The sequence below is a fragment of the Paenibacillus eucommiae genome, from assembly GCF_017874215.1.
Taxonomy (GTDB): Bacteria; Bacillota; Bacilli; order Paenibacillales; family NBRC-103111; genus Paenibacillus_AI; species Paenibacillus_AI eucommiae.
Genome location: NZ_JAGGLB010000013.1, coordinates 109,624 through 133,778, shown reverse-complemented (window position 1 = coordinate 133,778; position 24,155 = coordinate 109,624). Strand labels below are relative to the sequence as shown.

25 protein-coding genes are annotated in these 24,155 nt (G+C 44.5%); 12 read left to right on the top strand and 13 right to left on the bottom strand.

Annotated elements, in window-relative coordinates; all coding sequences use genetic code 11:
- Positions 1–478: 478 nt before the first annotated feature.
- Positions 479–661, bottom strand: coding sequence for a hypothetical protein (locus J2Z66_RS19325; RefSeq protein ID WP_209973378.1), 183 nt, complete (start codon positions 659–661; stop codon positions 479–481).
- Between the two features lie 1,350 nt (positions 662–2,011).
- Between J2Z66_RS19325 and J2Z66_RS43845 the strand changes: the two genes are divergently transcribed.
- The 3 genes from J2Z66_RS43845 to J2Z66_RS19310 all read left to right on the top strand — a co-directional run bounded on the left by J2Z66_RS43845 (position 2,012) and on the right by J2Z66_RS19310 (position 4,748).
- On the top strand, positions 2,012–3,052 hold the full coding sequence (locus tag J2Z66_RS43845; RefSeq protein WP_209973377.1) for a sensor histidine kinase: 1,041 nt from the start codon (positions 2,012–2,014) through the stop codon (positions 3,050–3,052).
- Positions 3,049–3,684 carry a response regulator transcription factor gene (locus J2Z66_RS19315; RefSeq protein WP_209973376.1) on the top strand — a complete coding sequence of 212 codons (636 nt, stop codon included), beginning with the start codon at positions 3,049–3,051 and terminating at the stop codon, positions 3,682–3,684. Before J2Z66_RS43845 ends, J2Z66_RS19315 begins: the two co-directional genes overlap by 4 nt.
- A 113-nt stretch (positions 3,685–3,797) precedes the next feature.
- Positions 3,798–4,748: an alpha/beta hydrolase gene (locus tag J2Z66_RS19310; protein WP_209973374.1), complete on the top strand. Its 951-nt coding sequence runs from the start codon at positions 3,798–3,800 to the stop codon at positions 4,746–4,748.
- Between the two features lie 76 nt (positions 4,749–4,824).
- On the opposite strand, the gene J2Z66_RS19305 is transcribed toward J2Z66_RS19310, so the two are convergent.
- Together J2Z66_RS19305 and wrbA are read right to left on the bottom strand one after the other, a co-directional pair.
- Complete coding sequence (locus tag J2Z66_RS19305; RefSeq protein WP_209973372.1) at positions 4,825–5,877, bottom strand: S-layer homology domain-containing protein; 1,053 nt, start codon at positions 5,875–5,877, stop codon at positions 4,825–4,827.
- Between the two features lie 447 nt (positions 5,878–6,324).
- Positions 6,325–6,942 (bottom strand): NAD(P)H:quinone oxidoreductase, encoded by a 618-nt coding sequence (gene wrbA, locus J2Z66_RS19300; RefSeq protein WP_209973370.1) that lies wholly within the window; start codon positions 6,940–6,942, stop codon positions 6,325–6,327.
- Positions 6,943–7,226: 284 nt separating this feature from the next.
- Here wrbA and J2Z66_RS19295 point away from each other — a divergent pair, with 284 nt between their 5' ends.
- The 6 genes from J2Z66_RS19295 to J2Z66_RS19270 all read left to right on the top strand — a co-directional run bounded on the left by J2Z66_RS19295 (position 7,227) and on the right by J2Z66_RS19270 (position 14,533).
- Positions 7,227–8,150 (top strand): hypothetical protein, encoded by a 924-nt coding sequence (locus J2Z66_RS19295; protein WP_209973368.1) that lies wholly within the window; start codon positions 7,227–7,229, stop codon positions 8,148–8,150.
- A gap of 149 nt (positions 8,151–8,299) precedes the next feature.
- Entirely contained in the window at positions 8,300–9,040 is a 741-nt protein-coding gene (locus J2Z66_RS19290; RefSeq protein ID WP_209973365.1) for an ABC transporter ATP-binding protein, read from the top strand.
- Positions 9,033–9,785 carry an ABC transporter permease gene (locus tag J2Z66_RS19285; protein WP_209973364.1) on the top strand — a complete coding sequence of 251 codons (753 nt, stop codon included), beginning with the start codon at positions 9,033–9,035 and terminating at the stop codon, positions 9,783–9,785. The genes J2Z66_RS19290 and J2Z66_RS19285 overlap by 8 nt, the downstream gene beginning before the upstream one ends.
- Before the next feature lie 2 nt (positions 9,786–9,787).
- Complete coding sequence (locus tag J2Z66_RS19280) at positions 9,788–11,245, top strand: sensor histidine kinase (protein ID WP_209973362.1); 1,458 nt, start codon at positions 9,788–9,790, stop codon at positions 11,243–11,245.
- 122 nt (positions 11,246–11,367) lie between these two features.
- The gene (locus J2Z66_RS19275) at positions 11,368–12,057 is read left to right on the top strand and encodes a response regulator transcription factor (RefSeq protein ID WP_209973360.1); all 690 of its coding nucleotides are present in this window, start codon (positions 11,368–11,370) and stop codon (positions 12,055–12,057) included.
- A 331-nt stretch (positions 12,058–12,388) separates the two neighbouring features.
- Positions 12,389–14,533: an S-layer homology domain-containing protein gene (locus tag J2Z66_RS19270; RefSeq protein ID WP_209973358.1), complete on the top strand. Its 2,145-nt coding sequence runs from the start codon at positions 12,389–12,391 to the stop codon at positions 14,531–14,533.
- Between the two features lie 374 nt (positions 14,534–14,907).
- Here J2Z66_RS19270 and J2Z66_RS19265 read toward each other — a convergent pair whose 3' ends face one another.
- The 5 genes from J2Z66_RS19265 to J2Z66_RS19250 form a co-directional block, all read right to left on the bottom strand.
- Positions 14,908–15,297 (bottom strand): spore germination protein GerPE, encoded by a 390-nt coding sequence (locus J2Z66_RS19265; RefSeq protein ID WP_209973356.1) that lies wholly within the window; start codon positions 15,295–15,297, stop codon positions 14,908–14,910.
- A 17-nt stretch (positions 15,298–15,314) separates the two neighbouring features.
- Entirely contained in the window at positions 15,315–15,485 is a 171-nt protein-coding gene (locus J2Z66_RS44360; protein WP_512699954.1) for a spore germination protein GerPD, read from the bottom strand.
- A 2-nt stretch (positions 15,486–15,487) separates the two neighbouring features.
- Entirely contained in the window at positions 15,488–16,093 is a 606-nt protein-coding gene (gene gerPC, locus J2Z66_RS19260; protein ID WP_209973354.1) for a spore germination protein GerPC, read from the bottom strand.
- An 85-nt stretch (positions 16,094–16,178) separates the two neighbouring features.
- Positions 16,179–16,400: a spore germination protein GerPB gene (locus J2Z66_RS19255; protein WP_209973352.1), complete on the bottom strand. Its 222-nt coding sequence runs from the start codon at positions 16,398–16,400 to the stop codon at positions 16,179–16,181.
- The gene (locus J2Z66_RS19250; protein WP_209973350.1) at positions 16,397–16,624 is read right to left on the bottom strand and encodes a spore germination protein; all 228 of its coding nucleotides are present in this window, start codon (positions 16,622–16,624) and stop codon (positions 16,397–16,399) included. Before J2Z66_RS19250 ends, J2Z66_RS19255 begins: the two co-directional genes overlap by 4 nt.
- Before the next feature lie 136 nt (positions 16,625–16,760).
- Here J2Z66_RS19250 and J2Z66_RS19245 point away from each other — a divergent pair, with 136 nt between their 5' ends.
- Positions 16,761–17,225, top strand: coding sequence for an Hsp20/alpha crystallin family protein (locus J2Z66_RS19245; protein WP_209973348.1), 465 nt, complete (start codon positions 16,761–16,763; stop codon positions 17,223–17,225).
- Between the two features lie 123 nt (positions 17,226–17,348).
- Here J2Z66_RS19245 and J2Z66_RS19240 read toward each other — a convergent pair whose 3' ends face one another.
- From J2Z66_RS19240 to J2Z66_RS19225, 4 genes are all read right to left on the bottom strand, one after another.
- Positions 17,349–17,846, bottom strand: a complete 498-nt coding sequence (locus J2Z66_RS19240) for a C40 family peptidase (RefSeq protein ID WP_209973346.1) — start codon at positions 17,844–17,846, stop codon at positions 17,349–17,351.
- Positions 17,847–18,004: 158 nt separating this feature from the next.
- Complete coding sequence (locus tag J2Z66_RS19235; protein WP_209973344.1) at positions 18,005–19,369, bottom strand: sensor histidine kinase; 1,365 nt, start codon at positions 19,367–19,369, stop codon at positions 18,005–18,007.
- Positions 19,366–20,076, bottom strand: coding sequence for a response regulator transcription factor (locus J2Z66_RS19230; protein ID WP_209973342.1), 711 nt, complete (start codon positions 20,074–20,076; stop codon positions 19,366–19,368). The genes J2Z66_RS19235 and J2Z66_RS19230 overlap by 4 nt, the downstream gene beginning before the upstream one ends.
- A 174-nt stretch (positions 20,077–20,250) precedes the next feature.
- Positions 20,251–21,207 carry an aldolase catalytic domain-containing protein gene (locus tag J2Z66_RS19225; protein ID WP_209973340.1) on the bottom strand — a complete coding sequence of 319 codons (957 nt, stop codon included), beginning with the start codon at positions 21,205–21,207 and terminating at the stop codon, positions 20,251–20,253.
- A gap of 181 nt (positions 21,208–21,388) precedes the next feature.
- Here J2Z66_RS19225 and J2Z66_RS19220 point away from each other — a divergent pair, with 181 nt between their 5' ends.
- Both J2Z66_RS19220 and J2Z66_RS19215 read left to right on the top strand, forming a co-directional pair.
- Positions 21,389–21,736, top strand: a complete 348-nt coding sequence (locus J2Z66_RS19220) for a hypothetical protein (protein WP_209973338.1) — start codon at positions 21,389–21,391, stop codon at positions 21,734–21,736.
- A gap of 171 nt (positions 21,737–21,907) precedes the next feature.
- Positions 21,908–22,567, top strand: coding sequence for a hypothetical protein (locus J2Z66_RS19215; protein ID WP_209973336.1), 660 nt, complete (start codon positions 21,908–21,910; stop codon positions 22,565–22,567).
- Positions 22,568–22,624: 57 nt separating this feature from the next.
- Here the strand turns inward: J2Z66_RS19215 and J2Z66_RS19210 are convergent, their stop codons facing one another.
- Positions 22,625–23,953 (bottom strand): BaiN/RdsA family NAD(P)/FAD-dependent oxidoreductase, encoded by a 1,329-nt coding sequence (locus tag J2Z66_RS19210; RefSeq protein ID WP_209973333.1) that lies wholly within the window; start codon positions 23,951–23,953, stop codon positions 22,625–22,627.
- Positions 23,954–24,155 lie beyond the last annotated feature (202 nt).

Sequence of the window (24,155 nt, the reverse complement as noted above, 5' to 3'; positions counted from 1 at the left end):
TACATACACTGGAAGAGACAGAGCTGTAGATGTGTGCTGTTGAAGCAGGTAGAATTGAAATAGCCTTACCTGGAGGGATTCTCTTGGGTAGGGTTATTTTTTGAGTTATGATCTTTGGAATAACCTTAGTTGAGGCAAGTTTGTTTTCAAAATCGAATCATTAATTTTGAGTTTTGTTAGGAGTTATTCATGATATAATGTGAATAGTGCTTTCTTTGTGGAATACTGTATTAGAATCTTATAGCTATTAATAAGTGATAGGAGCAAGTGTGAAAAACCACATAAGCCTTCCTAGAGGACGCAGCCTCAAGGAGGGCTGGTTCCTGTTCGTAGTCTAGTATCTAAGTAGTGACTTAACTTATGATTAGGTTTTTATAAAGAGGGTTTTGTAGCAAAGATGAGGAAGTTATTTATGTGCATCAAAAAGGGGATATACACCATTCTATATACCCCCTCTTTTATGTAACAGGACAAAAATTTATGCCCAAATTCCTAATGTACCTGCACGTGATACTTTGCTTTCACTCTTATCTTGAAATAAATTTTGAATGGCTTGCTTTTCTTCACTGGAGAAATTGGATTTCTCAACGTTGCTAACACCCTGTTGTTTGAAAAGTTGAACTGTTGATCTAACATTAGAAGACCATGCAAGAGAAGACATGCTAACACCTCCTTTTAATATCTAGTAGTTACTAATTATTATTATACCAAATTTATTAGAAATAGGTGAGTAAATTTGAAATTTTTTCGAATCATGTTTATATTACTAATTCTGACCCAAGCATGGTTTACATATGTCACTCTCAAGTACCCGTATATCGGAATTCAAGTAGAAGATTTAGGGCAAAATCAATGGGTTATTAGCGGTTTTGAGGAAGCAAGTCCCGATATATTAAGTAAATTAAATATTGGAGATATTGTGGTTAAAATTGATGGAGAAGACCCTGATAAGAATTTATCTGTTAAGAGATGGGGAAGTATCGATCAAGCAAAAAATCTCACTGTTGTACAAGGGAACATAGAGTCGCGTGTTGTTATAGATAGCATAAATAATTGGGGGAAACTAGAGTTTTTACCACTGATCGGCGAATTCATCAGTTTGTTTTTTGCGGGTCTAATCTACTTTAAGGCTAGAAATTCGCTCTCCGCTAAATTTTTAGCGTATTTATTTATTAGTATTGCTATGGTTTATATGAGCTTAGGAGCTTCTAGTAGAGGGGATGTAATAAGTAAAATACTGACGACGTCTGGACTCATGGTAATACCTGTTATCTTTTTTCATTTTCTTATTGTGTTTTTTAAAGAGAAGACAAATGTGGAAATTAAAAATAATTCATTGAAATATCTTTATAGCATTGTTATTATATCGGTCGTAGTGAAGATTTCGTATTTTTTTCCATATATCACCTATTACATTTATGATTCTTCTTTGTTAATTACTATTTTTTTCTTCTTAGTTGGTTTGATATTTAATATTGTTCATCTAACCCATATCTATATAAAATATAGAAAACAAAGTGTTTATTTATCAACTATGATAAAAACAATATTATTAAGTTTGTTAATCTCGTTCATTCCATTTGCAATCTTTTCTTTTCTCCCAATGCTATTAAACCAAAATGCATGGTTGGATCCTTATTACACAAGCTGGATTATCCTTTTCTTTCCATTAACTTTTGCTTATTTAATTATATCCAAGCAGCTTTACGATATTGAAACACTGCTTCGCCGGTTTTTGTTTACCACGATCATATCAATCATACCAAGTTCTATAATAGTACTCATTTATGATTTTTTTGGGCAATGGAAGGTATCTTTCAAAGAAGTTCTCAGTTGTTTCTTTATTGTGCTACTTATCTTTTCTTTCGTGCTCTATTCCCTGGAATACTTCACATCCAAATTCGAGCCTGTAGTTTTCCCAAGAAAACACAAGCTTCAAAGTGCATTAAGAAAAATCTCCAAAAATCTCGGGTCCATCTCAAGCTTCCGCGAAATGAAAGAGATTATTCTGGTGGATATCGTACAGACGCTTCAAGTATACGGTGGCGCGGTGGTGTTCAAGTATGCTCATAATATTGAAACGATCAGCGAAGGAGATATTAATAACGAAGAGGTGGAGTATCTGATTGAGGCGGGCAGGTTTGAGGATCACCCGGTCTACACTTTTTTCGAAATTAATCATCATGAGGAATACACCAGCTATCTGGTTATGACAAGAAAAAGGACGAACACGATGCTGGGGCTGGAGGATAAGCAGTGGCTCAATTTGATTATCTCTTACCTTGCTGTTAGTCTTGAGAATGTATATCTGATTCGTAAGCTTACAATGAAAATGCAAGAGCTCGCCGCGCAGCTTCCTAACGAAGAGGCAGGGGAAGATTTCATATGGTTCCGTAAGCTGATGTTTGAGCTGCAAGAGAAGGAACGGGTGCGGATTGCTACAGATTTACACGATACGACGATGCAGGATTTATTTTTCCTGAAGAAAAGATTCGCGTCCATTATGAACACGCTGTCGCTTGTTCCCGAGCAGCAGGCTCAGTTCCGCAGCATTATTGAATTTGTCGAGATTATCAATACGAATTTGCGGCAAAGCTGCTTTGATCTTCATCCGCATTTGCTGCAGGAGATTGGACTGGTTCAGACCATACAGAAGCTTGTGGATCGGGAATCTTACGAAAGCTCTTTTGAGATTCAGTTTGACGGAGACAAGGCATATTCGATTGAGAATCGCGATCTGGATACGAAGCGGCACTTATTTCGAATGGTTCAGGAGCTCATTACGAACGCTAAGAAGCATTCACAGGCATCCAAGGTGGTTATTCAAATGACGACAATCGGGAACAGTTTCAAGCTTTTGTACGAGGATAATGGTATTGGGTTTGACGAGCGGCGCATGGTTACGAGGGAAATCGGAGCCACGGGCATTGGGATGGAGCAGATTAAGAGTCGAACCCTGTACCTGAACGGACAATTTCATCTGGAAACGTCACAAGGACATGGCGTAAACATTCAAATAATGATTCCATTGAGAGAAGGGCTCAGCGCATGAAACCAAAAATTAAAACGTTAATTGTAGAAGATCACCCATTAATGGCAAGCGCCACGAAAACAATGCTGGAGCAAATCGACCGAATCGAAGTGATCGGCACTGCCGGCAGTGGAGAGATGGCGATTGAATTAGTAAACAAACTTCAGCCGGGCATTGTTTTTTTGGATTATCACCTGCCCGATGGTTTTGGCACCAAGGTGGCTGCACAAATTAAAGAGATCAACGCTGCTATACATGTTATTATTTTCACGGGAATAGACATCTCCGATATTTATAACAATTTATTGGAGATCGGAATCAGTGGTGTAGTTTCCAAGGAGTCAAGCGAGGATACTATACGAAACCTGGTCAACTGCGTGATGGATAATCATACGATGCTGCCGCTGCCGCTATACCATCAAATGAGGCTTACATCAGGCAAACAGGCGACTGAAGTCATTCTGACAGATGACGAAGTCCAAATCATGACCTTAATCGTCAAAGGTGTGACGCATGATTTAATCGCTGATCATATTCATGCCAGCCGGAGATCGGTGGACAATTATGTGCGTAAAATCTATGACAAATATGGCGTGAAGTCGCGTGTGCAGGCCATAGAACGTTTTGTGAAGAGCAAGTATTATTCAGAATGAACGATTTAAGTTAACATCTATGACAAGGCTGCCAGTTAATTTGGCAGTCTTTCTGTGCTAACGGACAGATCATGCTCAATCTCTTCATTCTCTTCATTGAGGCAGGGAGGATTATGAAAAAATTCCGCAACAGAATAAGAAAAGTGGTCGTCATCGCAGCAGCTTGTCTTATAATTGCTTTCGTGTCGGCAGTCGTATACTACCTTCTCATCAATAATAATCCGAACCTAGGCCGAGTCTATGCTAATATCCCTTATAAAATAACGAGCGGCCAGGAGCTCAAGCTGGATATTTACATGCCAGAAAGGCAGCTATCACCTAATATTCCCATGCTGGTGTTTTTTCATGGCGGCGGTTGGGACAGTGGCAGCAAAAATTTGAACGATAGCGACCTTGAGACCTTCAACATTTTTCGTTTACTGGGTTTTGCAATTGTGAGTGTGGAATATCGCCTGACCAATAAGAATATCATCTTCCCGGCACCTTTTGCGGACGCCTCCGACTCCATACGTTGGCTTCATCAGAACGGCTCACAATACGGACTTGATAACCGAAAAATTAATCTGATCGGCACCTCCGCCGGAGGCCAAATGGCACTGCTGGAGGGATTGGCAGGCAATCAGTTCAAGGATGACCCAGCTCTTGCTGATGTAACATTTAAAGTAAATAGCATCGTCTCGCTTTGTGGTCCGACCGATTTGACCGATCTTAGCGGGTATGATGATGTCGCTCGCGTCGATGCAGCCAAGCTGCTAGAGGGTCTAATTGGAGGTAGTATGGAAGAAATGCCCAGCCAGTACGCATTGGCATCGCCTATCAACCACATCAACAAGCACTCACCGCCAACTCTTATATCACATGGTACGCTTGACGAAAGGGTGCCCTTCCAGCAGGCTGTGAAATTTTATGAGGCTGCAAAAAAGGCTGGCGCACGAGTGACCTTTATTCCAGTGGAAAATGCTGATCACAAGTTCAAGGCACCTCCAGGTGAGACCACATCGCCACTTGTTAAAGATGCGCTCAGACAAATTTGCATATTTTTATTAAAGAGAAATTTGGTATAAACAAACAGCCATCGACAGATCTTCAGCAGATCCATCAATGGCTGTTTTGCATGTGGTTGAAGCTATGAAGCTGTTATTATTTGGCTGATAAATCTTCAGGATTCTCTACAGGTGTCGTTGGAGCTTCACCGACAGGAAGCATGAGCGATGTATCTGGTGCATCGGGTTCAACAGCATCTGTTGTCTTTTGTTCTACAGCCAGCGGCTTGTAGTAGGACGACAGATAGGTTTCTGCTTTACCGTCTGTGATAACTTGCGGATACGACATATTCGGGTCCGGTTTGTGTACGGAATAATGGACCGTTGCGATTTGATCGGATGCAAACTTAATCTCGTTTATAACAACCTTGTAGCCCGGGTTCGGTAAACCTTCAACAGTCAACACGACTTTGTTGACTTGATCGTTCACCTTCTCAATGGTAACTGTTGCTTTGTGGCTCTCTTCGACAACAGGTTCTTTTTCAGGTTCTGCCTGAATAACCCGGCGAACGAAGTCTGATGCTTCAAAGATCCAATCCGCTGCTTCGGAACGTGTAATGGCATCCTGAGGACGGAATTTGCCGTCTTCACCTAACTTAATAATTTTGGTGTTCAGCAGAATCTGCAGACGACCTTGAATATCCTGCGGCAGGTTTTCTCCGTCTGAGATCTGGAAGAACATTTTCGTTACAGGAAAGTTGCCCTTAGTATCCAAAGCTTCTCCAAGCAATTGAGCAAATTGGGCACGTGTGATTGTGCCGTAAGGATCAATATTCTTATCTAGGGATAAGCCATGAACACTCGCTATAATGAATGCTTCGGCAAACCAAGCATTATCAGGCACTTTTGTGAAATAATCACTGGCTTCCGGTTTTTTGATAAATTTGACTAGATCTAAATTAAGGTCAAGTCCCTTTACAATCAGCTGAACGCCTTGGGCAAAGGTTACCTTCTCCTTAGGGGCAAAAGTATCATTAGTAATGCCGCTAATAATACCTGACTTCTGTAAGGCATTAATCTTCGCTTCGGCAGGATCACCAGCCAAGTCTGAGAAGGCAAATGCTGATGTAGACCACATTAGTGCGGCAGCCACAATCCCTCCGGTTAACATGATCGTTCGATTGCTTCGTTGTGGTTTTTTATTTTTCATAATAATGCCACCTCCATCTATCCTAACGTTGATACTGAGTAAAAGGTTGCGGAGGAAGCTGGAGTGGGTTTCAGCCGCTGGGGATGAAGAACCGAGAGGACCTGGGGATTTAATGATGTTTTTCATCGTTAAAACCACCAGATCCTCTCCGTAACCTTACTTTAATGATGAAAAACATCGTTAAACCCCCCGTTAAGTCCCCTGAGAGGCCATCGTCCTCTTTTAACGATGAAAAACATCATTAACATGACGGATTGACCGGGAACACTTGTTTTAATGATGAAAAACATCGCTAAGTGGAGCTTTCCTGAAGGAAAGGGATAGTGGGAATAGGGGAATAGGGGGAATCTGCAGCGCGTTCTTTCTTATACTTTCTGGCGACTTTCCGGCGCTTATAAGTTCACAAAAAAAACCGCACCGCTTACGCGGCACGGATTCAAGCCCATATTATTGTCCTTGTCCTTGTTTGATCCAACCTGCAACAGTAACAGCGCGTTTTCCTTGATGCCTAGCTGCCTGAAGAGAAGCCTCAGGAATAGAACCGTCTTCTTTGGCAGTGACGCTAAGACCGTATGGATTGCCTCCGCTTTGAAAAATAACGGGATCAGTGTATCCGGGTGGAACGATGATGGCACCCCAGTGATAGAAGGTGTTGTTAAGCGACAAAATAGTGGATTCTTGACCACCATTAAGATTGCTTGCACTGGTCATGCTGGAAACAACCTTATTCGCCAGCTTGCCCTGGAACCATAGACCACCTGTTGTATCGATGAAGGCTCTTACTTGGGAAGCTGCGCTGCCGAAACGGGTAGGGGTACTAATGATAATGGCATCTGCCCATTCGAGATCGGCCAGGGTAACCGCAGGAACAACATCTTTAGTAGCCTCATAATGTGCTTTCCAGGCAGCGTTGGATGCAATTGCAGCATCTGGTGCGGTTTCGGGAATACGAAGCAATTTTACTTCTCCACCAGCTTCCTTTCCTCCTTCGATAGCTGCTTGAGCCAAACGATGGTTGGTTCCAGTGGAGCTGTAATAAATTACTGCAAGCTTTGCTTTACTCATAATCTGCCTCCTGTAGGGGGTTGCCCTTGTTATACAAGCCTTTGATCAAACAAACATAGTAGAACATGAATGAAACCTGCTGACTTCATATAGTTTATTAGGGTTTTTCGTGATCATTTTCGTGATCTTGGTGATTCCCCTGGGCAAAGGCGAGATGACAGTTTATAAAATATTAAGAATTGTTTTATAGTCGGTTTATATGTGCTTTATAGGCAGTTTATCCTGGGCTGATATGATGTTTGTAAGAGGCAGGTAGCTGCTTCTACATAAGGAGGAATAATTAAATGAATAAAAAGTTGGGATTGATTGGTGCAGGTGTGGCAGTAAGTAGTATGCTTCTCATTTCATCGGCTTATGCGGGAATTGGTGCAGACCCTGGGTATGAGGCATATAAATCGGCATTTAAAAATACGATGGCTATTCAAAATGTGACCCGAAATGTGAGTGTATCGGTCGAAGATAATGGATCTTCGCTGCTGAATGTGAACTCTACGATAAAAACAAATGGTGAAGATGCAATAGGAAGTGCCAATGTTGCTGTAAACAACGGCTCCACGGAGCAGACGATTCAGTTCTACAATCAAGATGGCCAGCAAATTGTAAAAACAAGCGGCTCTGACGTGTATCAAATCGTTGATATCGAAAATAGTGACTTTGAGGATAAGCACTGGAAGCATGATAAGCAGGCGGATCCGGCCTTGGCTCAAGAAATGGAAACGATTCTCGATTCACTCGTAGGCAATCTGAAAAATTACGTATCCGTCGAGGATGAAGTTGGTGGGGTGAGGGACATCCACTTTAAAGTATCGGGCAGCCAAATCTCACCTGTTGTCAACACGATAGGCTCCGTTATCATTAAGCATGGATCTCAGGCAAATCCTAGTCTTCCTGCACCTGCAGAAACCTTAGGTGTGAATTTAAGCAGCATCCAGGACAGCTTCCCCAAGCTGGCGCAGGATATCAAAATCGAATCTGTCTCGATGAACGCTACTGTAGACGCGGATAATCATATTACTAATCAAATAGCTGAAATTGAGATTTCCGGCAATGATGGGCAGGGAACCACACACAAGGTGATTGTGAAGCTTCAAATGGGCTTGTCGGATTTTAATTCTACGGTAGCCGATACGGTTGACTTGGAAGGGAAGCAAATAGAGAAAATAAACCCTTTTGAAAATCTTAAAGACAGACATGGCGATTCAAAATAATTGAACATAAAGAACAAGTACAGCAAGCATAGCAAGTATCAAACATCAGCAAATATGCTACTCTAGTTGCAGAAAAGGGCGTGTTCGATGCGAAAGAGATCGAGTTGCGCCTTCTTCATGTTGCAGCTCTAGGAAGGGAGACCGGGCTAATGGAGAAGATTGTAGAAATAGATGGATTGACGAAGGTATTCCGTAACAAGAGAGGCATTCATAACGTGTCCATGACTGTGGAACGCGGCGATGTATATGGTTTTTTCGGACCCAATGGAGCGGGGAAAACGACGGTAATGAAAATCATGACCGGATTAAGCAGAGCGGAGAAAGGCAAGGCAAAGCTTTTTGGCTTTGACGTATCTACCCAATATGAGCAGGCCATGGCGAAGGTTGGGGTGTTGATTGAAACAGCGGAAGCCTACACCTACATGAGCGGAAGGAAAAATCTTGAGCTTGCAGCCCGGTTTTATCCCGATCTGGAGAAGCAGCGCCTGGATGAGGTGCTGGAGCTGGTCGGATTAGAGAAATACCAGCATGAAAAGGTAAGCCAATATTCGCTAGGGATGAAACAGCGTCTAGGCATCGCGTCAGCCATTTTATCCAAGCCTGAGCTGCTCATCCTTGACGAGCCAACCAATGGCCTTGATATAGAGGGTATGGTGCAAATTAGGGAGATTATTCTCAGACTTGCTAAAGAAGAGCGGATTACATTTCTCATTTCCAGTCACCTGATTCATGAAATGGAGCTGATGTGCAGCCGGATCGGAATTATTTATGATGGGAAATTGATTTGTGAAGGTCTTCAGAACGAGCTGCTCGCAGGCCGCTTCGATTCACTCGAGGAGCTGTTCTTGTACGAAATTTCCGAAGAGAGGAGGGGAGTCGCTCATGTATAGCCTAACAGCCAGTATTCGCAATGAAACGAGCAAGCTCGCATTGAAGAAAAAAACGATATTTTTTCTGGCTATGACATTACTGCTGCCAGTCGGGGCCAGTTTGCTTATTGCCAACTTTCAGAGCAGCATGGGAATCGGTGCTGTAGCTTCCAGAGAGTTTCCGATTGTCATGCTGGGTCTTTTCACTGCTGTTTTTCTGCCGCTATTTGTTTTTATGGGAGCAGCCGACCAGTTTTCAGGTGAAATGGCGGACCGGACGATGAAGAACGTGCTAACCCGCCCTATTTCACGCTTCAAGGTATTCGCCTCGAAGCAAATTTCTCTGGGTATTTACATCGCCACTTTTCTGGCTGCGGCGCTGCTCGCATCCATTTTATCCAGCTTCTTGCTGAAGGGTTCAAGCGGCTTTGGAGCTTCAATGCTGGAGTGGATCAAGGCTTATGGTGCTGCCTTTCTGCCTCTTCTGACTTTGAGTATAGCGGCTGTGCTGCTGGCCCAATTTTTCAAAAGCAGCAGCGGCGCACTAACCACGAGCATTTTGCTTTATTTGACAGCGAAGCTTGGGGCAATCTTTTTTCCGCAGCTGGCTGTTTATTCACCGACCTCTTATACAGATTGGCATGTGATGTGGCTGGGAAGCCCAATGGCAACCGATAAAATCTTCAGTGTCTTTATGTTTCTGCTGGCATGTAGTATATTGTTTTTTACAGTTGGATTTTATTTGTTTGATAAAAAGGAGCTTTAATGATGTCTATTCGCATGCGGCTTGTACTTTCTTATATTGCCATGTTGATTGTGCCTATTGTGCTTTCCATAGTAGCCGCCGCGCTGATCATGATTTTCTTTATTGGAGATCTGCGCACCCTTTATCAGGTCACCGACAATCATCGGAACCCGTTCACAGATATTATGGAGCAAGAGGCAGCCATCACTGCTGATATCAAGCTTATGTCCGCACGCGAACCGGAAATGCTTATGGAAGATGCTGTAGCCGAAGAATTGGACAGCCGTCTGCATAAAATCAATATGAATCTGATTGTACGTAAAAATGATGAACTGCTTTATATCTCGCCCAATTTATCGAAGACTAGGGATTATAATCGCTTGCCTGCTTATGGCGGGTCATCGATTAAAGAAAATGATATTAGAGAGAGGCTTATTATTACAAGACAGGTGGATTTTCTGCTGTCAGGGCAGGAGAGAGCCAGTGTTTTTATCGTGACGGACGCCAATACATTTCAAAAATATGTGCATCAATATGCGAAATGGCTATTCATTGCCCTGCTCCTTATTCTGATTCTGACGAACGGAGCGTTGACCTACTTTGTTTCCCGCAGCATTATCCGCCCTTTGAAGGCTTTAAAGCAGGCAGCGGAAGAAATTAAAGAGGGTAACCTCGATTTCGAAGTGAAGCCCCAGTCCAAGGATGAAATTGGTGAGTTAAGTACGGCATTTGAGGAGATGCGCAGCAAGCTTAAGCACTCGATCGGACTGCAGCTGCAGTATGACGAGAATCGCAAAGAGCTAATTTCCAACATTTCGCATGATCTCAAAACACCTGTAACGGCTATAAAGGGATATGTCGAGGGCATTATGGATGGTGTAGCCGATTCCCCTGATAAGCTGGAGCGGTACGTCAAAACGATCTACAACAAAGCGAACGATATGGACCGGTTGATCGATGAGCTGTTTTTATTTTCGAAGCTGGACTTAGGAAAAATTCCTTTTCATTTCGAACGGGTGGACCTTGGACAGTATTTGGAGGATTGCGTGCAGGAGCTTTATTTTGATATGGAAAAAAAGGGCGTCAAGCTGGAACCGGAAAACGCTCCAAGTGCCCCACTCTATGTCAAGGCAGACCGTGAAAAGCTGAAGCGGGTGCTGCTCAATATTTTTGAAAATGCGGTAAAGTACATGGACAAAGACGAAGGAAATATTCGTCTGAAGGTACAGGAAATCGAAGGGAATGCAATCGTCAGCATCGAAGATAACGGACAGGGCATTTCAGCAGAGGCGCTTCCGCACATCTTTGACCGCTTCTACCGCGCTGATCCCTCTCGAAATACCGCGACAGGCGGGAGCGGACTCGGACTAGCCATCGCCAAGCAAATTGTGGAGGAGCACGGAGGCATGATCTGGGCCGCCAGTGAAATCGAACAGGGAACAAAAATATTCATCATGCTGCCTATATGGAGCAAACCATAGTTGTTGTACTGTAGTGTGTTGACAGATATAGCTTGGTTGAAGGAACGCTAGAAGCAATACGGTTGCCAGGAACATCAGGATTTGTGAAGTTTGTGAGGAGCGTGGGTGGGGTGGAGAATCATATGAGCCGAATATTGATTATTGAGGATGAGCAAAGCATTGCTGAGCTCGAACGGGATTATTTGGAAATTAGCGGGTACTCCGTTGATATAGAGAATAGTGGGGATAAAGGTCTGCAGCGTGCATTAAGCACGGATTATGATTTGGTTATTCTGGATCTTATGCTGCCGAAAATAGACGGCTTTGAGATATGCCGCAGAATTCGCAGTGAGAAGGATATCCCGATTTTAATGGTTTCCGCCAAGAAAGAGGATATTGATAAAATCCGCGGCCTCGGCCTCGGGGCTGACGACTATGTAATCAAGCCCTTCAGTCCTAGTGAGCTGGTTGCCAGAGTCAAGGCTCACTTGTCCCGGTATGAAAGGCTCAGGGGGAAGCGGGAAATCAAGAACGATGAAATTAGCATCCGCGGTCTGCTTATCGACAAAACAGCCCGCCGCGTCTTCATAAATGAGCAGGAAGTGATATTTACGACCAAGGAATTCGATTTGCTGACCTTTCTCGCATCGAGTCCCAATCGAGTATACAGCAAAGAACAGCTGTTTGATCAGCTGTGGGGCTTTGACTCCATAGGCGAAATTGCAACAGTCACAGTTCATATCCGCAAGCTGAGGGAAAAAGTAGAGCTCGACCCCTCCAACCCGCAATATATCGAAACGATCTGGGGCGCAGGCTATCGCTTTCGAATTTGAGCAGCAGCATTCGGGTCTCAGATCCGAACACCATCATTCTCCATTAATCTAAACCAACATCTTCAATCTAAACCAACATCTTCGTCAACATCTTTATCATAACAATCATAACAAGCTTGATTTGAGGCTTCCTTGTTCATCCAGATTATTCGGGTGGAAAAAAGGGGTCTTTTTGCATTTTGCATATAGATCAGAAAAAATTCTCTTAATAGATTGTTCATACGGAAAATAAAAAGCGTTACCATTATTTGTCCTTTGCATTCATAGACGTTTTAGCTGCATGATAGAAAGGTAACCCTACTTTTAGCTAATATGGAAAAGGAGAGAACAAATGACATATACAGATAATAAACGCAAGGAAAAACACACGGATAACGGCAGAAACATAGAGGCAGCATCTATTCAAAAATGTAGTGAAAGAGAGTACGATACTAGAGAAAATAATAAAAAAACTCCTGATTTTCGCAAGTTTCATCCTGATGGAAAAAATGTTAGTAGAGCTGAAGATATCATATATCTCTTGAAAAGCAGGATACATAGTAAAGATAGAGATCGTGATTGTACCAATGCCATTAGCAATATTAATAGCGAAAGCAGTGGTAATAGTAATAACAGCCAAACCAATAATGGCATTAGTAATAGAAATGAGAATAGCAATAAAAATATTAATGAAAATATTAATGAAAATATTAATGGAAATAGTACTGGAAATAGTAATGAAAGTAGTAATGAAAGTAGTAATGAAAGTAGTAATGAAAGTAGTAATGAAAGTAGTAATGAAAGTAGTAATGAAAACAGTAAAGTAAATAGTAATGTAGATAGTAATGAAAACCGTATTGTTAGTATCACTAGTAAAAAATCAATATGGGGTCGTACTACAAAGTTAATATTGGCTTCTATGCTATTCGTCTCGTTAGCTGGCTTAGGTAAGGAAATCCCTGTTGGGGCAGAAGCGGCGGGGAAATTCAATATGTCTTTTTTGTTTTCAGGCAATCCGCAAACTTATGTGAAGCAAGTAGATCAAACGAAAGGTTCGCTTCATGTGGTTTCGCCGAGTTATTTTGATTTGACCGATGCAGGGTATTTGAAGCTCTCTGGGTCGCTTGATCCTTCTTTTGTAAAGGAGATGCATAACAGAGGATTGAAGGTCGTGCCTTTTTTGAGCAACCATTGGGATCGGCAGAGCGGGATCTTGGCGTTGAAAAATCGGAAAGCATTAACGGAACAGCTTGTTCAGGCCATAGAGGACTATGAGCTTGACGGTGTTAATGTAGACCTCGAGAATATACCTGAAACACAGCGTGATGCCTATACGGACTTTGTCCGCCTGCTGCGTGCTGCGCTGCCTCCCTCAATTGAAGTCACAGTTTCCGTTCCTGCTAACCCATATGGAGCAACTAGTGGCTGGTTGGCTTCTTACGACTACAAGGCTTTGGCCGCGGCTAGTGATTATTTGATGCTTATGGCTTATGACGAGAGCTACCCAGGTGATCCGACACCGGGTCCGGTGGCCAGCTTGCCGTTCGTTAAGGCGTCAATTGAATTTGCCCTGAAGCAGGTGCCTGCTGAGAAGCTGGTGCTGGGTATTCCTTTTTATGGGCGTTATTGGAATGGTAATTCTGCAAATGATGGGGCGGGAGTTTCGAACCGGGTTGCTGAACAGTTGATTGCCCAATACAGCGGCCAAACTCGTTATGATACGGCCAGCCAGTCACCAGTCGCTACTTTTACGATTGGCTCTGCGGACGCTCCGTTCTCGCTTTCTGGTAAAAAACTTCCTCCGGGTAACTACACGCTTTGGTATGAGAACGAGCGCTCTATCAAAGAAAAGCTGAAGCTGGTCGAGGCCTACGGTTTAAAAGGTACGGGCAGCTGGAGTCTCAATCAGGAGCCGGCAGCTACGTGGAGCTACTATGGACTGTGGCTCAACGGTTTTCATTTTGCTGATGTGCAGGGGCACTGGGCACAGCAGTCGGTGCTAGCCGCGGCAAACCGGGGCTGGATGCTCGGCGCATCCTCCGAGCGGTTCTCGCCGGACGCGGCGCTCACCCGGGCTGAGGTCGCGGCGGTACTCGTCCGCGTCCTCGGCCTCAGCCCTGGAAACGAGGCCGCCGTAGCGGCAGCCTCGTTCAGCGACGTGCCTGCCGGCCACTGGGCCCGGCAGGACATTGCGCTGGCGAAGCAGCACGGGCTGATCCAGGGGATCAGCGACGGGCGCTTCGCCCCGGGCGAGCCCTTGACGCGGGAGCAGCTGTGCCAGCTGCTAGCCCGCGTCTTGAGCCTGACTTCGCCGGCGGCTGCGGCGAAGATGCCTTTCCCGGACGTGCCGGCCGGGAGCTGGTCGTACGGGCCTATCGCGGCGCTAAGCACGCTAGGCCTCGTCGACGGCTACGCAGACGGCACGTTCAGGCCAGGCGCGGCAGTGACCCGCGCCCAGATGGCTGCGCTGCTGGAGCGGATCGAAACGCTGTTATAGGCTTGTCAAGATAATCGTTACGGACACCAGAGACCTTATTTCCCGCAACGCCCCCTATTTAGGAAGGCTAACGGACATCAGATACGCTATTTGGATAAAAAGGGGCCCATATACCACTAGCCAAGGCGAATAACGTACCTCATGTCCGTAAGCTGCTTTTAATTTGCTCTATCTCAACTATCTCTCAACAATTTCAACTGGTTCAACTATTTCAATTATCTCGACTATCTCAACTATCCCCGTCACTCAGGCGGGGGAGTTGAGATTTTTTTGGATCAATCGGCCATTGGGAGGGAGGCTTCCTGAGCTTTGGGGATAGTGACGATAATAAGCTTTCCATCACCATTTAGGCGTGTGGCAGGAACTATTTTTCACTATTTACCCTTTGGCTTAGCCGGGAGCGGTTTGGCGAATTGACGGATATTTTTAGTACGGTTATCAGCGTCGATAACTCGGGTGTTTCCTACCTGCATAAGGGCAGCGGTTGAAATACCCAAAATCCGGACCTGACCGACCTGGATACAGGAGCCCAGATTGTCAATAGACATGGAAACGGAGTCCAGGAAAGGGGGCTGAGGAATCTCGCGGCTGAAGATGGGGTATAGGTCGAAATTGCCCTCTTTTTCGTTGAAGGTTGCAACTTCACGCTGAACGGCAAAAACCCGGCTTCTCGGTTGAATGACGGAGTTGTCCCCGATATGCAGAAGAGAGCTTTCGCTAATGCCGTTAATGATGATGTTTCCTACGATGGATAGTCTTTTCATGGTTATCCTCTATGCCTCTATGATTCTAGGGGTAGCGGAGCTAAGCCTTCGACAATGGATTCCAGAGGTGTATCAAACATCGATGATAAGGAAATAACCTCCGTATCGCCTATGAGGAACACTGAGGAGCTTGCAACACCGACGATGCGGACATTTCCTACAGCTATCACTTTATTTTCGATATGCAAATTCAAGGCTGTTCACCATCCGTTTCTGTCAAATTAGAAATATAGGCGTTCATGGCTGTGCGGATATCGTTTTTTGTTTGATCAATAATGTTTTCGCGGATGGCATCCAAAGGTTCTTTGAAGCCCGCGCTGCGGTACTGGTCGATATATTGCTTAATTCTTGGCTCCACCTGATTACGAATATCGTCTAAAATTAACTGTTTGTAGCTCTCATCTATAGGATATTGATATTTATTTTCCATGGCATTGATATCATCTTTGGCATCTTGACTCAAATAATCATTGATACTCCCGGAAATGTCATCTTTCAGATTGCACATGGGGTTAGGTGGCATAACCTTGCTGTTTAGGGGAGAACCATTAACCGTAAAATCCTCAACATCGTCAAAGGAAGATGGATTTATCCCTATTGAAAGACTTCCATCCAGCCGCTCCACTTTCAGTTGGTCGAACTTGTATTCAATTTTATCGATGTGAAACTTCTTCTGTCCTTTAGAGGCATCAATTTCTGCCTGCAGCTTGATCACTGTCTGCTCGAGCTTCTCAATACGCTTGGCTTGTGAGCTCAGGTGGGCGTAAACTTGCTGGAAAACTTGTTGACAAGACATCCCCGTATGCATCCTGAGTAACCTCCCTAGTGACTCCTATTTTCGTTTAACACATTAAGTACCCACTTAAATAACCAATAAATAACTAAGTAACAATTCTACCTGTGGGAGGTAGGGGGACTAAAGAGATTGGGTTTACTTCGTTTGTACCAATTTCCGGGGCAGGCTCGGTAAACCCGCCTGTATTATAAAGGTTAGACAGGGAGCGGATCATGCCCGCACTGCCGATTTGCAACACCGAGGAATTGGAAACAGAATTTACTTTGAGCTGTTGAATGGAAATCGTTTGGTTGATAGTCCAGTTCATAGTCCCCCCACCTTATTAGCGTTAGCCTCCACAAAATCTGAATCATTCGTTATTGTATTGCTAGCTCCATTCACAACTTGCGGGAAATCACCAGTATTAAAGGAACCGGCGCCGGCGAATGTTTTGGATGAACTATTTGGTGACAGAATGATGGAGTCTCCGAAGTGTACGATAGAGCTAGGGCCAACACTGAGTATTTTTACGTTACCTACAATAGCTGGCATAGTTCTGTCTCCCTTGCTCAAGGATACCCTTTGCTGCATTGTATGATGATATTAGCCCAGAGGTTCTCCCTTATGAGGATAGGGGTATCACTTCAGGGCGAAACCACATATACTGCAAACAAATGAGGTGATGAGCTTGAGCGAGTCCAATCGCCAGCCATGGCTGAAATGGGAGAATATCGAGAAATTCCTCGGCCAAAAGCTTCCTGTTAACGCTAAAGAAAAAGGCCAGTCGCTGCTGGATAATATGTCATGGGTGGAAAATTATGTGCAGGACGTTCTGAAGAAGTCCATGCCGAGGCTGCATGGAGAAGGAACTCTGAATGAGGAGCCTTCTATAGAGGTTTTCGAAACCCATGAGCATGTGATCGCGCAAATAAAACTTTCTAAGGAAGAGGACCCCAGAGCCCTTCAGGTGTTTGTTAAATCCAATCTAATCAAACTGACTGGCTTTCTGAAGGGAGGCAATAAATTCATCAAGCTCCCCGTTCTGGTTAATCCCAAAACGGCAAGAGCCAGCTATAAGGCACGCACCCTGCAAATCCAAATCCGCAAGCGCGATCAAAAAGAAAGCTACCATGAGGCGTATATCCGCTTCTGACGAAATAAAAGCAACCTTTGGATTATTCTCCAAAGGTTGCTCGATCTTTATTCAAAGTGCTGCATGCTTGCCATTAACGTGCTGTATGCCGCTTCAATGTTGAGCTGAGTCAACGTGCAGCGCCTACAGTACCCGGCGTGCTGTCATGTAACGCTTGGACCATGTTCCGGAAGATAGCTTCGTGAAACGAACGCCGCCCTCGCCATAGGTATGAAGAATTGTTCCATTACCGGCATAGATGGCGACATGATTCACAATTCCTGGCTTGCCAGGATTAGAGAAAAATATTAAATCTCCTTTACGGAGTTGGCTTCTTGGTACATAGCTGCCTGATTTAGATTGTGCTTTGGAAGTCCGCGGCAGGTTGATGCCGTAATTTTTATACACATACTGTGTAAAGGATGAGCAGTCGAACGTCCGTGTTTGTCCCGATTTAGCCCCGAAAACATAAGGTCTGCCTAAGAAATTATCACCGAATGATACAACCCGATTCGCAAGGGTGGATGACGATGTAGCCGCGCTCGCCGAGTGAGGAGTGATTACCAGACTTGATGAAAGTCCTATAGTTAACGCCATTGCGGTAATAACCAGCTTCTTGTACCATTTTTGTTGATAATTCATAATTACCTCCTGTGATTCTTTTTCGGTGTTTTGATCACCTAAGCCCAAGTATAGCAAAACAAATCAGGCCCACTATTTACATGTTGGCCGAGATGCAGTGCGGTCACAGGAGAAACGGGCCTTTCTGAGAAAATGATGAGAATCTGCTTATAATTTTTTTATTGACAGGTCGTTGGGAGCTTTACGGTGAGCAAAGTTCCTTTTCCGAGCTGACTGGAAATAGTGATGGTTCCTTGATGAAGCCTCACAATATTGTCAGCAATGGCGAGTCCAAGGCCTGCTCCGCCCTGCTTTCGGTTCCGGGCTTTATCTGTTCTATAGAACCTGTCGAATAGCCGGGGTAAATCCTCTTTGGAAATGCCAATACCCCTGTCCTCAACCTGCAGTTTTATGTAATGCGCATTTTTTTCTGCAGATACGATAATGGTTTGTTTGCTGTATTTAACTGCATTATCGATGAGGATAATTAGAAGCTGTTTGATTTTCTCAGGGTCGCCCTGCATGGTCAAGCAATTGTCATCACCCTCTGGTAATCTTGTTTCAATATTTCTGTTGAAGGTGAGCTTTAATGAAGCTGCCGTGGAGACTATGAGTGGAGTCAGGTCAAAATCGACCCGTTTCATCCGGTGCTCTTCTTCCATTAAAGATAATAAATTTTCTGTGAGCTTTTTAAGCTGGGCAGATTCGGTTTGTATGGCATCAAGTGCTTCTTCCCGCAGAGCAGGATCGCTGCTAGCCCATCTGCGGAGTAAGCTGGCGTAGCTGTCGATAACGGTAATGGGTGTACGAAGCTCGTGAGAGGCATCGGCGAGAAATTGCCTGTGTTTTAGAAAAGTATCCTCCAAGCGGTCAATCATGCGGTTAAAAGTAGCACCCAGCAGGGTCAGCTCATCCTGTTTGGGATCGTCGGGCAAGTGAATTCTTTTAAATACTCCGTTTTCTTCTATAGTCTGCATAGTTGCAATTAATTGGTCCAGCGGTTTTAATATGACCTTGATGTAGAAATGGAGGCCTGCGTAGGAAAGCATAACGGTACCAATGGATGTAAAAAGAAGAACGGATACAAGAGTCTCCAAATAACCGCTTAATGCTCCCAAGCTTTGGCCTATCTCCAAGGTAGCTAACTGCTGAAGGCGGTCATTGTATACCGGCATCATTACATAAATATAATAGCCGCCCTTGACGTGGACTATTTTCGTCGTTTCTTTGTTTGTGTAATGTGGGCGCTGCTTCAAAAGCTCTTCATCCGTGTAAACCTCGTGCAGTACCTTAAGGTCGGGTGTTACAAGACGTATCATTTCCTGAGGAATAAGGAATTCATCCAGAGGGCCGGGTTTCTGCCAATATTCAGGATGATTGTACAAATCTTTGGCTATAAGCGTATTAGCTTTTTCACGGAGAAGCCCGGCCTCGCTGTTCGTAGTGATGCGAATAAACAGGAAGTAAATGACTGAGTTTCCAAGCAGCAGAATAATCAGCAGCCAAGCGCTAAGCAGTAAAGTAATTTTAAGCTTTATACTCATGATGGAGGCTCGGGTTTTTCTCTAACCATGTAGCCAACACCGCGGATCGTATGGATCAGCTTACTGGAAAAGCCCTTGTCAATTTTTTGCCGCAAATAACGGATATAGACATCTACGACATTAGTATCTCCCATAAAATTATAGCCCCACACCTCGGAAATAATTTGCTCGCGTGACATTACCTCATCTTTATGGCGAATTAAAAAAAGCAGCAAATCAAATTCTGTTGGAGTCAGCTCTATCATTTTTTCCTCGCGGCGTACTTCTCTGCTTTTTAAATCCATCCTCAGGTCATCGATTTCAATTACATGTGAAGTTTGAGGCTTTACAAGCTTATCCTTTTGTCTAAGCAAATTGCGGATTCTGGCAAGCAGCTCCTCGATAGCAAATGGTTTGGTTATGTAATCATTGGCACCTTGATCAAGACCGCTAACCCGGTCAGGCACAGTGTCCCTCGCTGTAAGAAGGATAATGGGGATAATCGTATCAGTCTGACGAATTCGCCGCAATACTTCAAGGCCGCTAAGCTCAGGCAGCATAATATCAAGTACAATTAGGTCCCACTCGGGATCGGGGTTCGATAATGCAAGCTCCAGTCCGCTCCTGCCCCCGCCAGCGATGACAACCTCGTATCCGTCATGCTCAAGCTCCAACTGCAGAACTCTTGCTATTCGCTCCTCATCCTCAATCAGCAAAATACGGCTCATGCTTGCTACACTCCCGATTTTTTTTCACCTCAAGCAGAGGGTTATCTTCATATAGTCCCTAACGGGCTACTTTTGCATACATATGAGGCAAAAAAGAAGCATCCGGCCTCCCCTTGTGGGGAAACCGGATGCTCAAGTCATCGTATGAAATGATGAAAAATTTGTATGCTGATTTTATTCAGGAGTCGGGATAACCTCTGGTGAAGTCAACTTGTCGTAGAAGCCTAAGAATTTATCCTTCTCCGGGCTGTTCAGATGTGCCATAGCAACACGAGGATGCTCATCAAGAGATCCGACGATCATATAAGGAATGAGGTAGCCCCACATCCATTTCTCGCGCATTTCAAGCATATGACGCTCAATAATACCGAGTACAGGGCGAACATCGTACCGCGGGTTTTTCAGATAGCTGACGAGCAGCTCAGTCGGGCAGTTTCCAGCTGCTCTACCCATGCCGTAAACGGAAGAGTCCAGGAAGGTAACGCCTTTGGAAGCGCCAATAATCGTGTTGGAGTAAGCTAACTGCAAATTATTGTGCATATGAATGCCTAGTTCCTTCTTAGGAAGCAGACGTTGGAATTTAGTCGCCAGGTAATCAATGTCCTTGTAATCCATGCTTCCGTAAGAATCTACGATGTAGACGACATCAACGGGGCTTTTGTTAATTTCTTCAAAGCCTTCGATAAGTTCATTCTCCATAACATGGGAAAGTGCCATAATGTTGAGCGAGGTCTCGTAGCCCATATTATGGAACTTTTGCACCAATTCCAAGCCTTTATCCAGATCTTTAATGTAGCAGGCTACACGGATAAGATCCAGCAGGCTTTGTTCGCGGGGAAGAATATCATTCTCGTCCACACGGCCGATATCTACTAAAGCTGATAGCTTCGTATCGGTTTTCTTAGTGATGACATCTTTCAGGAAATCTTCATTGAGGAAGCGCCAAGGTCCGGAATTGCCGCCTTCAAGCAGCTTTTCCGAGTTTTTGTAACCAATTTCCATATATTCCACTCCGGCTTCGCTTAAGCCGCGATACATGTCCTGGACAAATTCTACGCTAAAATCCCAATTGTTAATTAAGCCGCCATCCCGAATTGTACAGTCCAAAATTTTATGCTGATCCTGTCTCATTGTTGTTCCCCTTCCGCCTACTAAATTGCATATTGATTTTGATATATTATCACTTATCTACGGGGAGGTTGTCAATGAATTGTCGCTGGGAAACAAAGAATGCGGGGAAGCCAGGTATGAGAGCATAGCAAATTGCAGATGCTAGTGGCAAATGGAAAACTACCCCGAAAGGAAGCGAACGATGAAATCTTTAGCGATTTTCTTTGAATTCGACAAAGAGAGGGATGCCCTGCTTGCTTTGGATACATTAGAAGAGCTGGGTTATTCACCTAAGCTCCAAGAGGATCGGCTTCGTCCAACCCTGCATATTCATTTGGATGATCAGGATTTAACCTCTGCGCTGGAGATTACACAAGCTCATGGAGGCAGGCTAGTGGAACAAGCTGCAATTAATGAAGGAGAATCCACATTTGCGATGGCCTATGATTTGGAGGACACGATCCCGATTCCTGCGCATGTTGTAAATGAAGATTGGACTGAGGATTATTCGAAGGATTACAATCATTTTCCGCCTGGCGTCAGATTCTAGTCAATCAGTTGCGGAATAGGATCATTTAAGCTTTATTGCAGCAATCCCGGCCGCTATCAGATTCATGATGGCGGTTTTTGGGCTTTTTAACCAAGTATGGTCCGTAACTTTTACATCATTAATTGCGTCTGATAAGGAGAAGATTATTCTAACTTTGAGGAGGAATCTTAGGTGCATCGTTTATCTGCAATAGCAATGGCTATGGTAATTTCGATTTCATTGACAGCTTGTTCAGCCGGAACTTTAAAGATGGATCAAGCGGGTAGTCAAGGAGCGGGAACCTCAGTTACTCCTGCAGCTCCTTTAACGGAAGAGGAATCCAAGACGATTATAGAGAACCGCATTAAGGAAACTATAGAGGCTTTTCAGTTAAAAGATATGAAGAAAATTACTGCTATTGTGCATCCCGAGAAAGGGGTCCAATTTTCCCCCTACGCTCATATCGATCCGGATAAGGATGTGCGTGTTCAAGCCGGAGAGCTTGAGGAGCTTTGGAATAACACAGCAGCCAAGAAAGTTTGGGGGCAGTACGATGGATCTGGTGAGCCTATTGAGCTGAGCTTCGCCGACTATTATCAAAAATTTATTTATGACCACGACTACGTCAAAGCTCCCAAAATAGGTTACAACAAAACGCTGGGTGTTAGCACTACTGTTAATAACATATTTACTTTGTATCCAAAGGATAGCTTCATTACTGTAGAATATCACTTTGAAGGTTTTGATAAGCAGTATGCGGGTATGGATTGGGCAAGCTTGCGCCTGGTTTATGAATATAATGAGGGCGAATTGTACCTAGTCGCTGTCGTTCACGATCAATGGACTACTTAATGTAAAAATAGAAAAGCGCTCTGAGAGCTCTCAAAACGGCTCATGAGCGCTTTTTATTTATTTAGGATAAACATGTTCGGCCGCGCTTTTGCCTGCTGTATAGCCTGTTGTAAACGCCGCAGTAATGTTGTAGCCTCCTGTATATCCATGAACATCTAGAATTTCACCGCAAAAATAAAGCCCGTCTGTTAATTTCGAATGCATAGTTCGGGGATCAATTTCTTTCAGATTGACGCCGCCTCCTGTAACGAAGGCTTCCTCGATGGACAATGTACCGTCCACGATAACAGGAAAGGCTTTAAGCAGCTTTATAAGCTCCAGCCAGGTAAGTTTGGGAATGTTGTGGTAGGTAAGATCCTCTGCCAAACCTGCCATCTTTAGAAGCAGCGAGATCATCCGCTCTGGAATAAAACCTTTCAACACATTTTTGAGCGATTTCTTTGGCTCGTTTGCTGCCAGCAGCAGAGCATCCGTCCGCAGCTCTTCGAGCTCCCTCTCGGGAAATAAATCAATGGTCAATAGGATTTCCTTAACGGAAAACTGCTTTCTTTGCTTGACCACATATTGCGAGCAGCGCAGCACGGCCGGGCCTGAAATGCCGAAATGGGTAAATATAAGGTCACCTTCGTGCTCTTTTACTTTCTTGCCCTTCGGACTCCAGACGGTTAGTGTAATATCGCGCAGCGATATTCCCTGGAGCTCACGGTTGCGTATAAAAGGCTCGCTGGAAGTCATGGGCACCTCTGTCGGATATAGCTCAGTGATCGTATGCCCGGCAGCCTCTGCCCAGCTGTAGCCATCCCCTGTCGAGCCGGTATGTGGCACGGACTTGCCGCCGGAAGCGATAACGACGCAGCGGCTCTCCAGCTTCTCACCGGAACGCAGCAGCACGCCGCTGGTCGCGCGGTCTTTCGCGGCGTCTGTTGCGCCATCAGTTGCACCATCAGTTGCACCATCAGTCGAGTCGTCTGTATAGAGAACCTCAGCCACAGGACTGTTGACGCGGATATCCACACCGAGCGAGCGGACTTTGTTCACTAATGCGTCGACTACAGTTTTCGCTTTATCGGAAACCGGGAACATCCGTCCGCGGTCTTCTTCCTTCAGGGCGATGCCCATATCCTCGAAGAAAGCCATAATATCTTTATTGCTGAACGTATCCAGCGCACTATAGAGGAATCTTCCATTACCGGGAATAAACTTAATGAGCTCGTCAATTTCCTTGGCATTGGTAACATTGCAGCGTCCGCCTCCGGAGATGCCAAGCTTTCTTCCAAGCTTGTCGCCTTTATCAATCAAGCCCACCTTGGCTCCATGCTCTGCCGCTGCAATGCAGGCCATTAGCCCTGAGGGACCTCCGCCTATCACAATGACATCATACTTCATAGCTGAGCTGCCCCTTTGTTGTCATATGTAGATTCGAGTATTTAACGCTATTACGAATCCTTCCTTTCAATTGTAATAGGTATTCCTACAAAATCCAAATTGCAATACGGCTTATACAACCTTGGCGGTAGGAAGGCATCTATCTTTAAATGCGGACGCTAGCGCTCATCCACTCAGAGTCACTCCTTCTCACAGCTGCAAA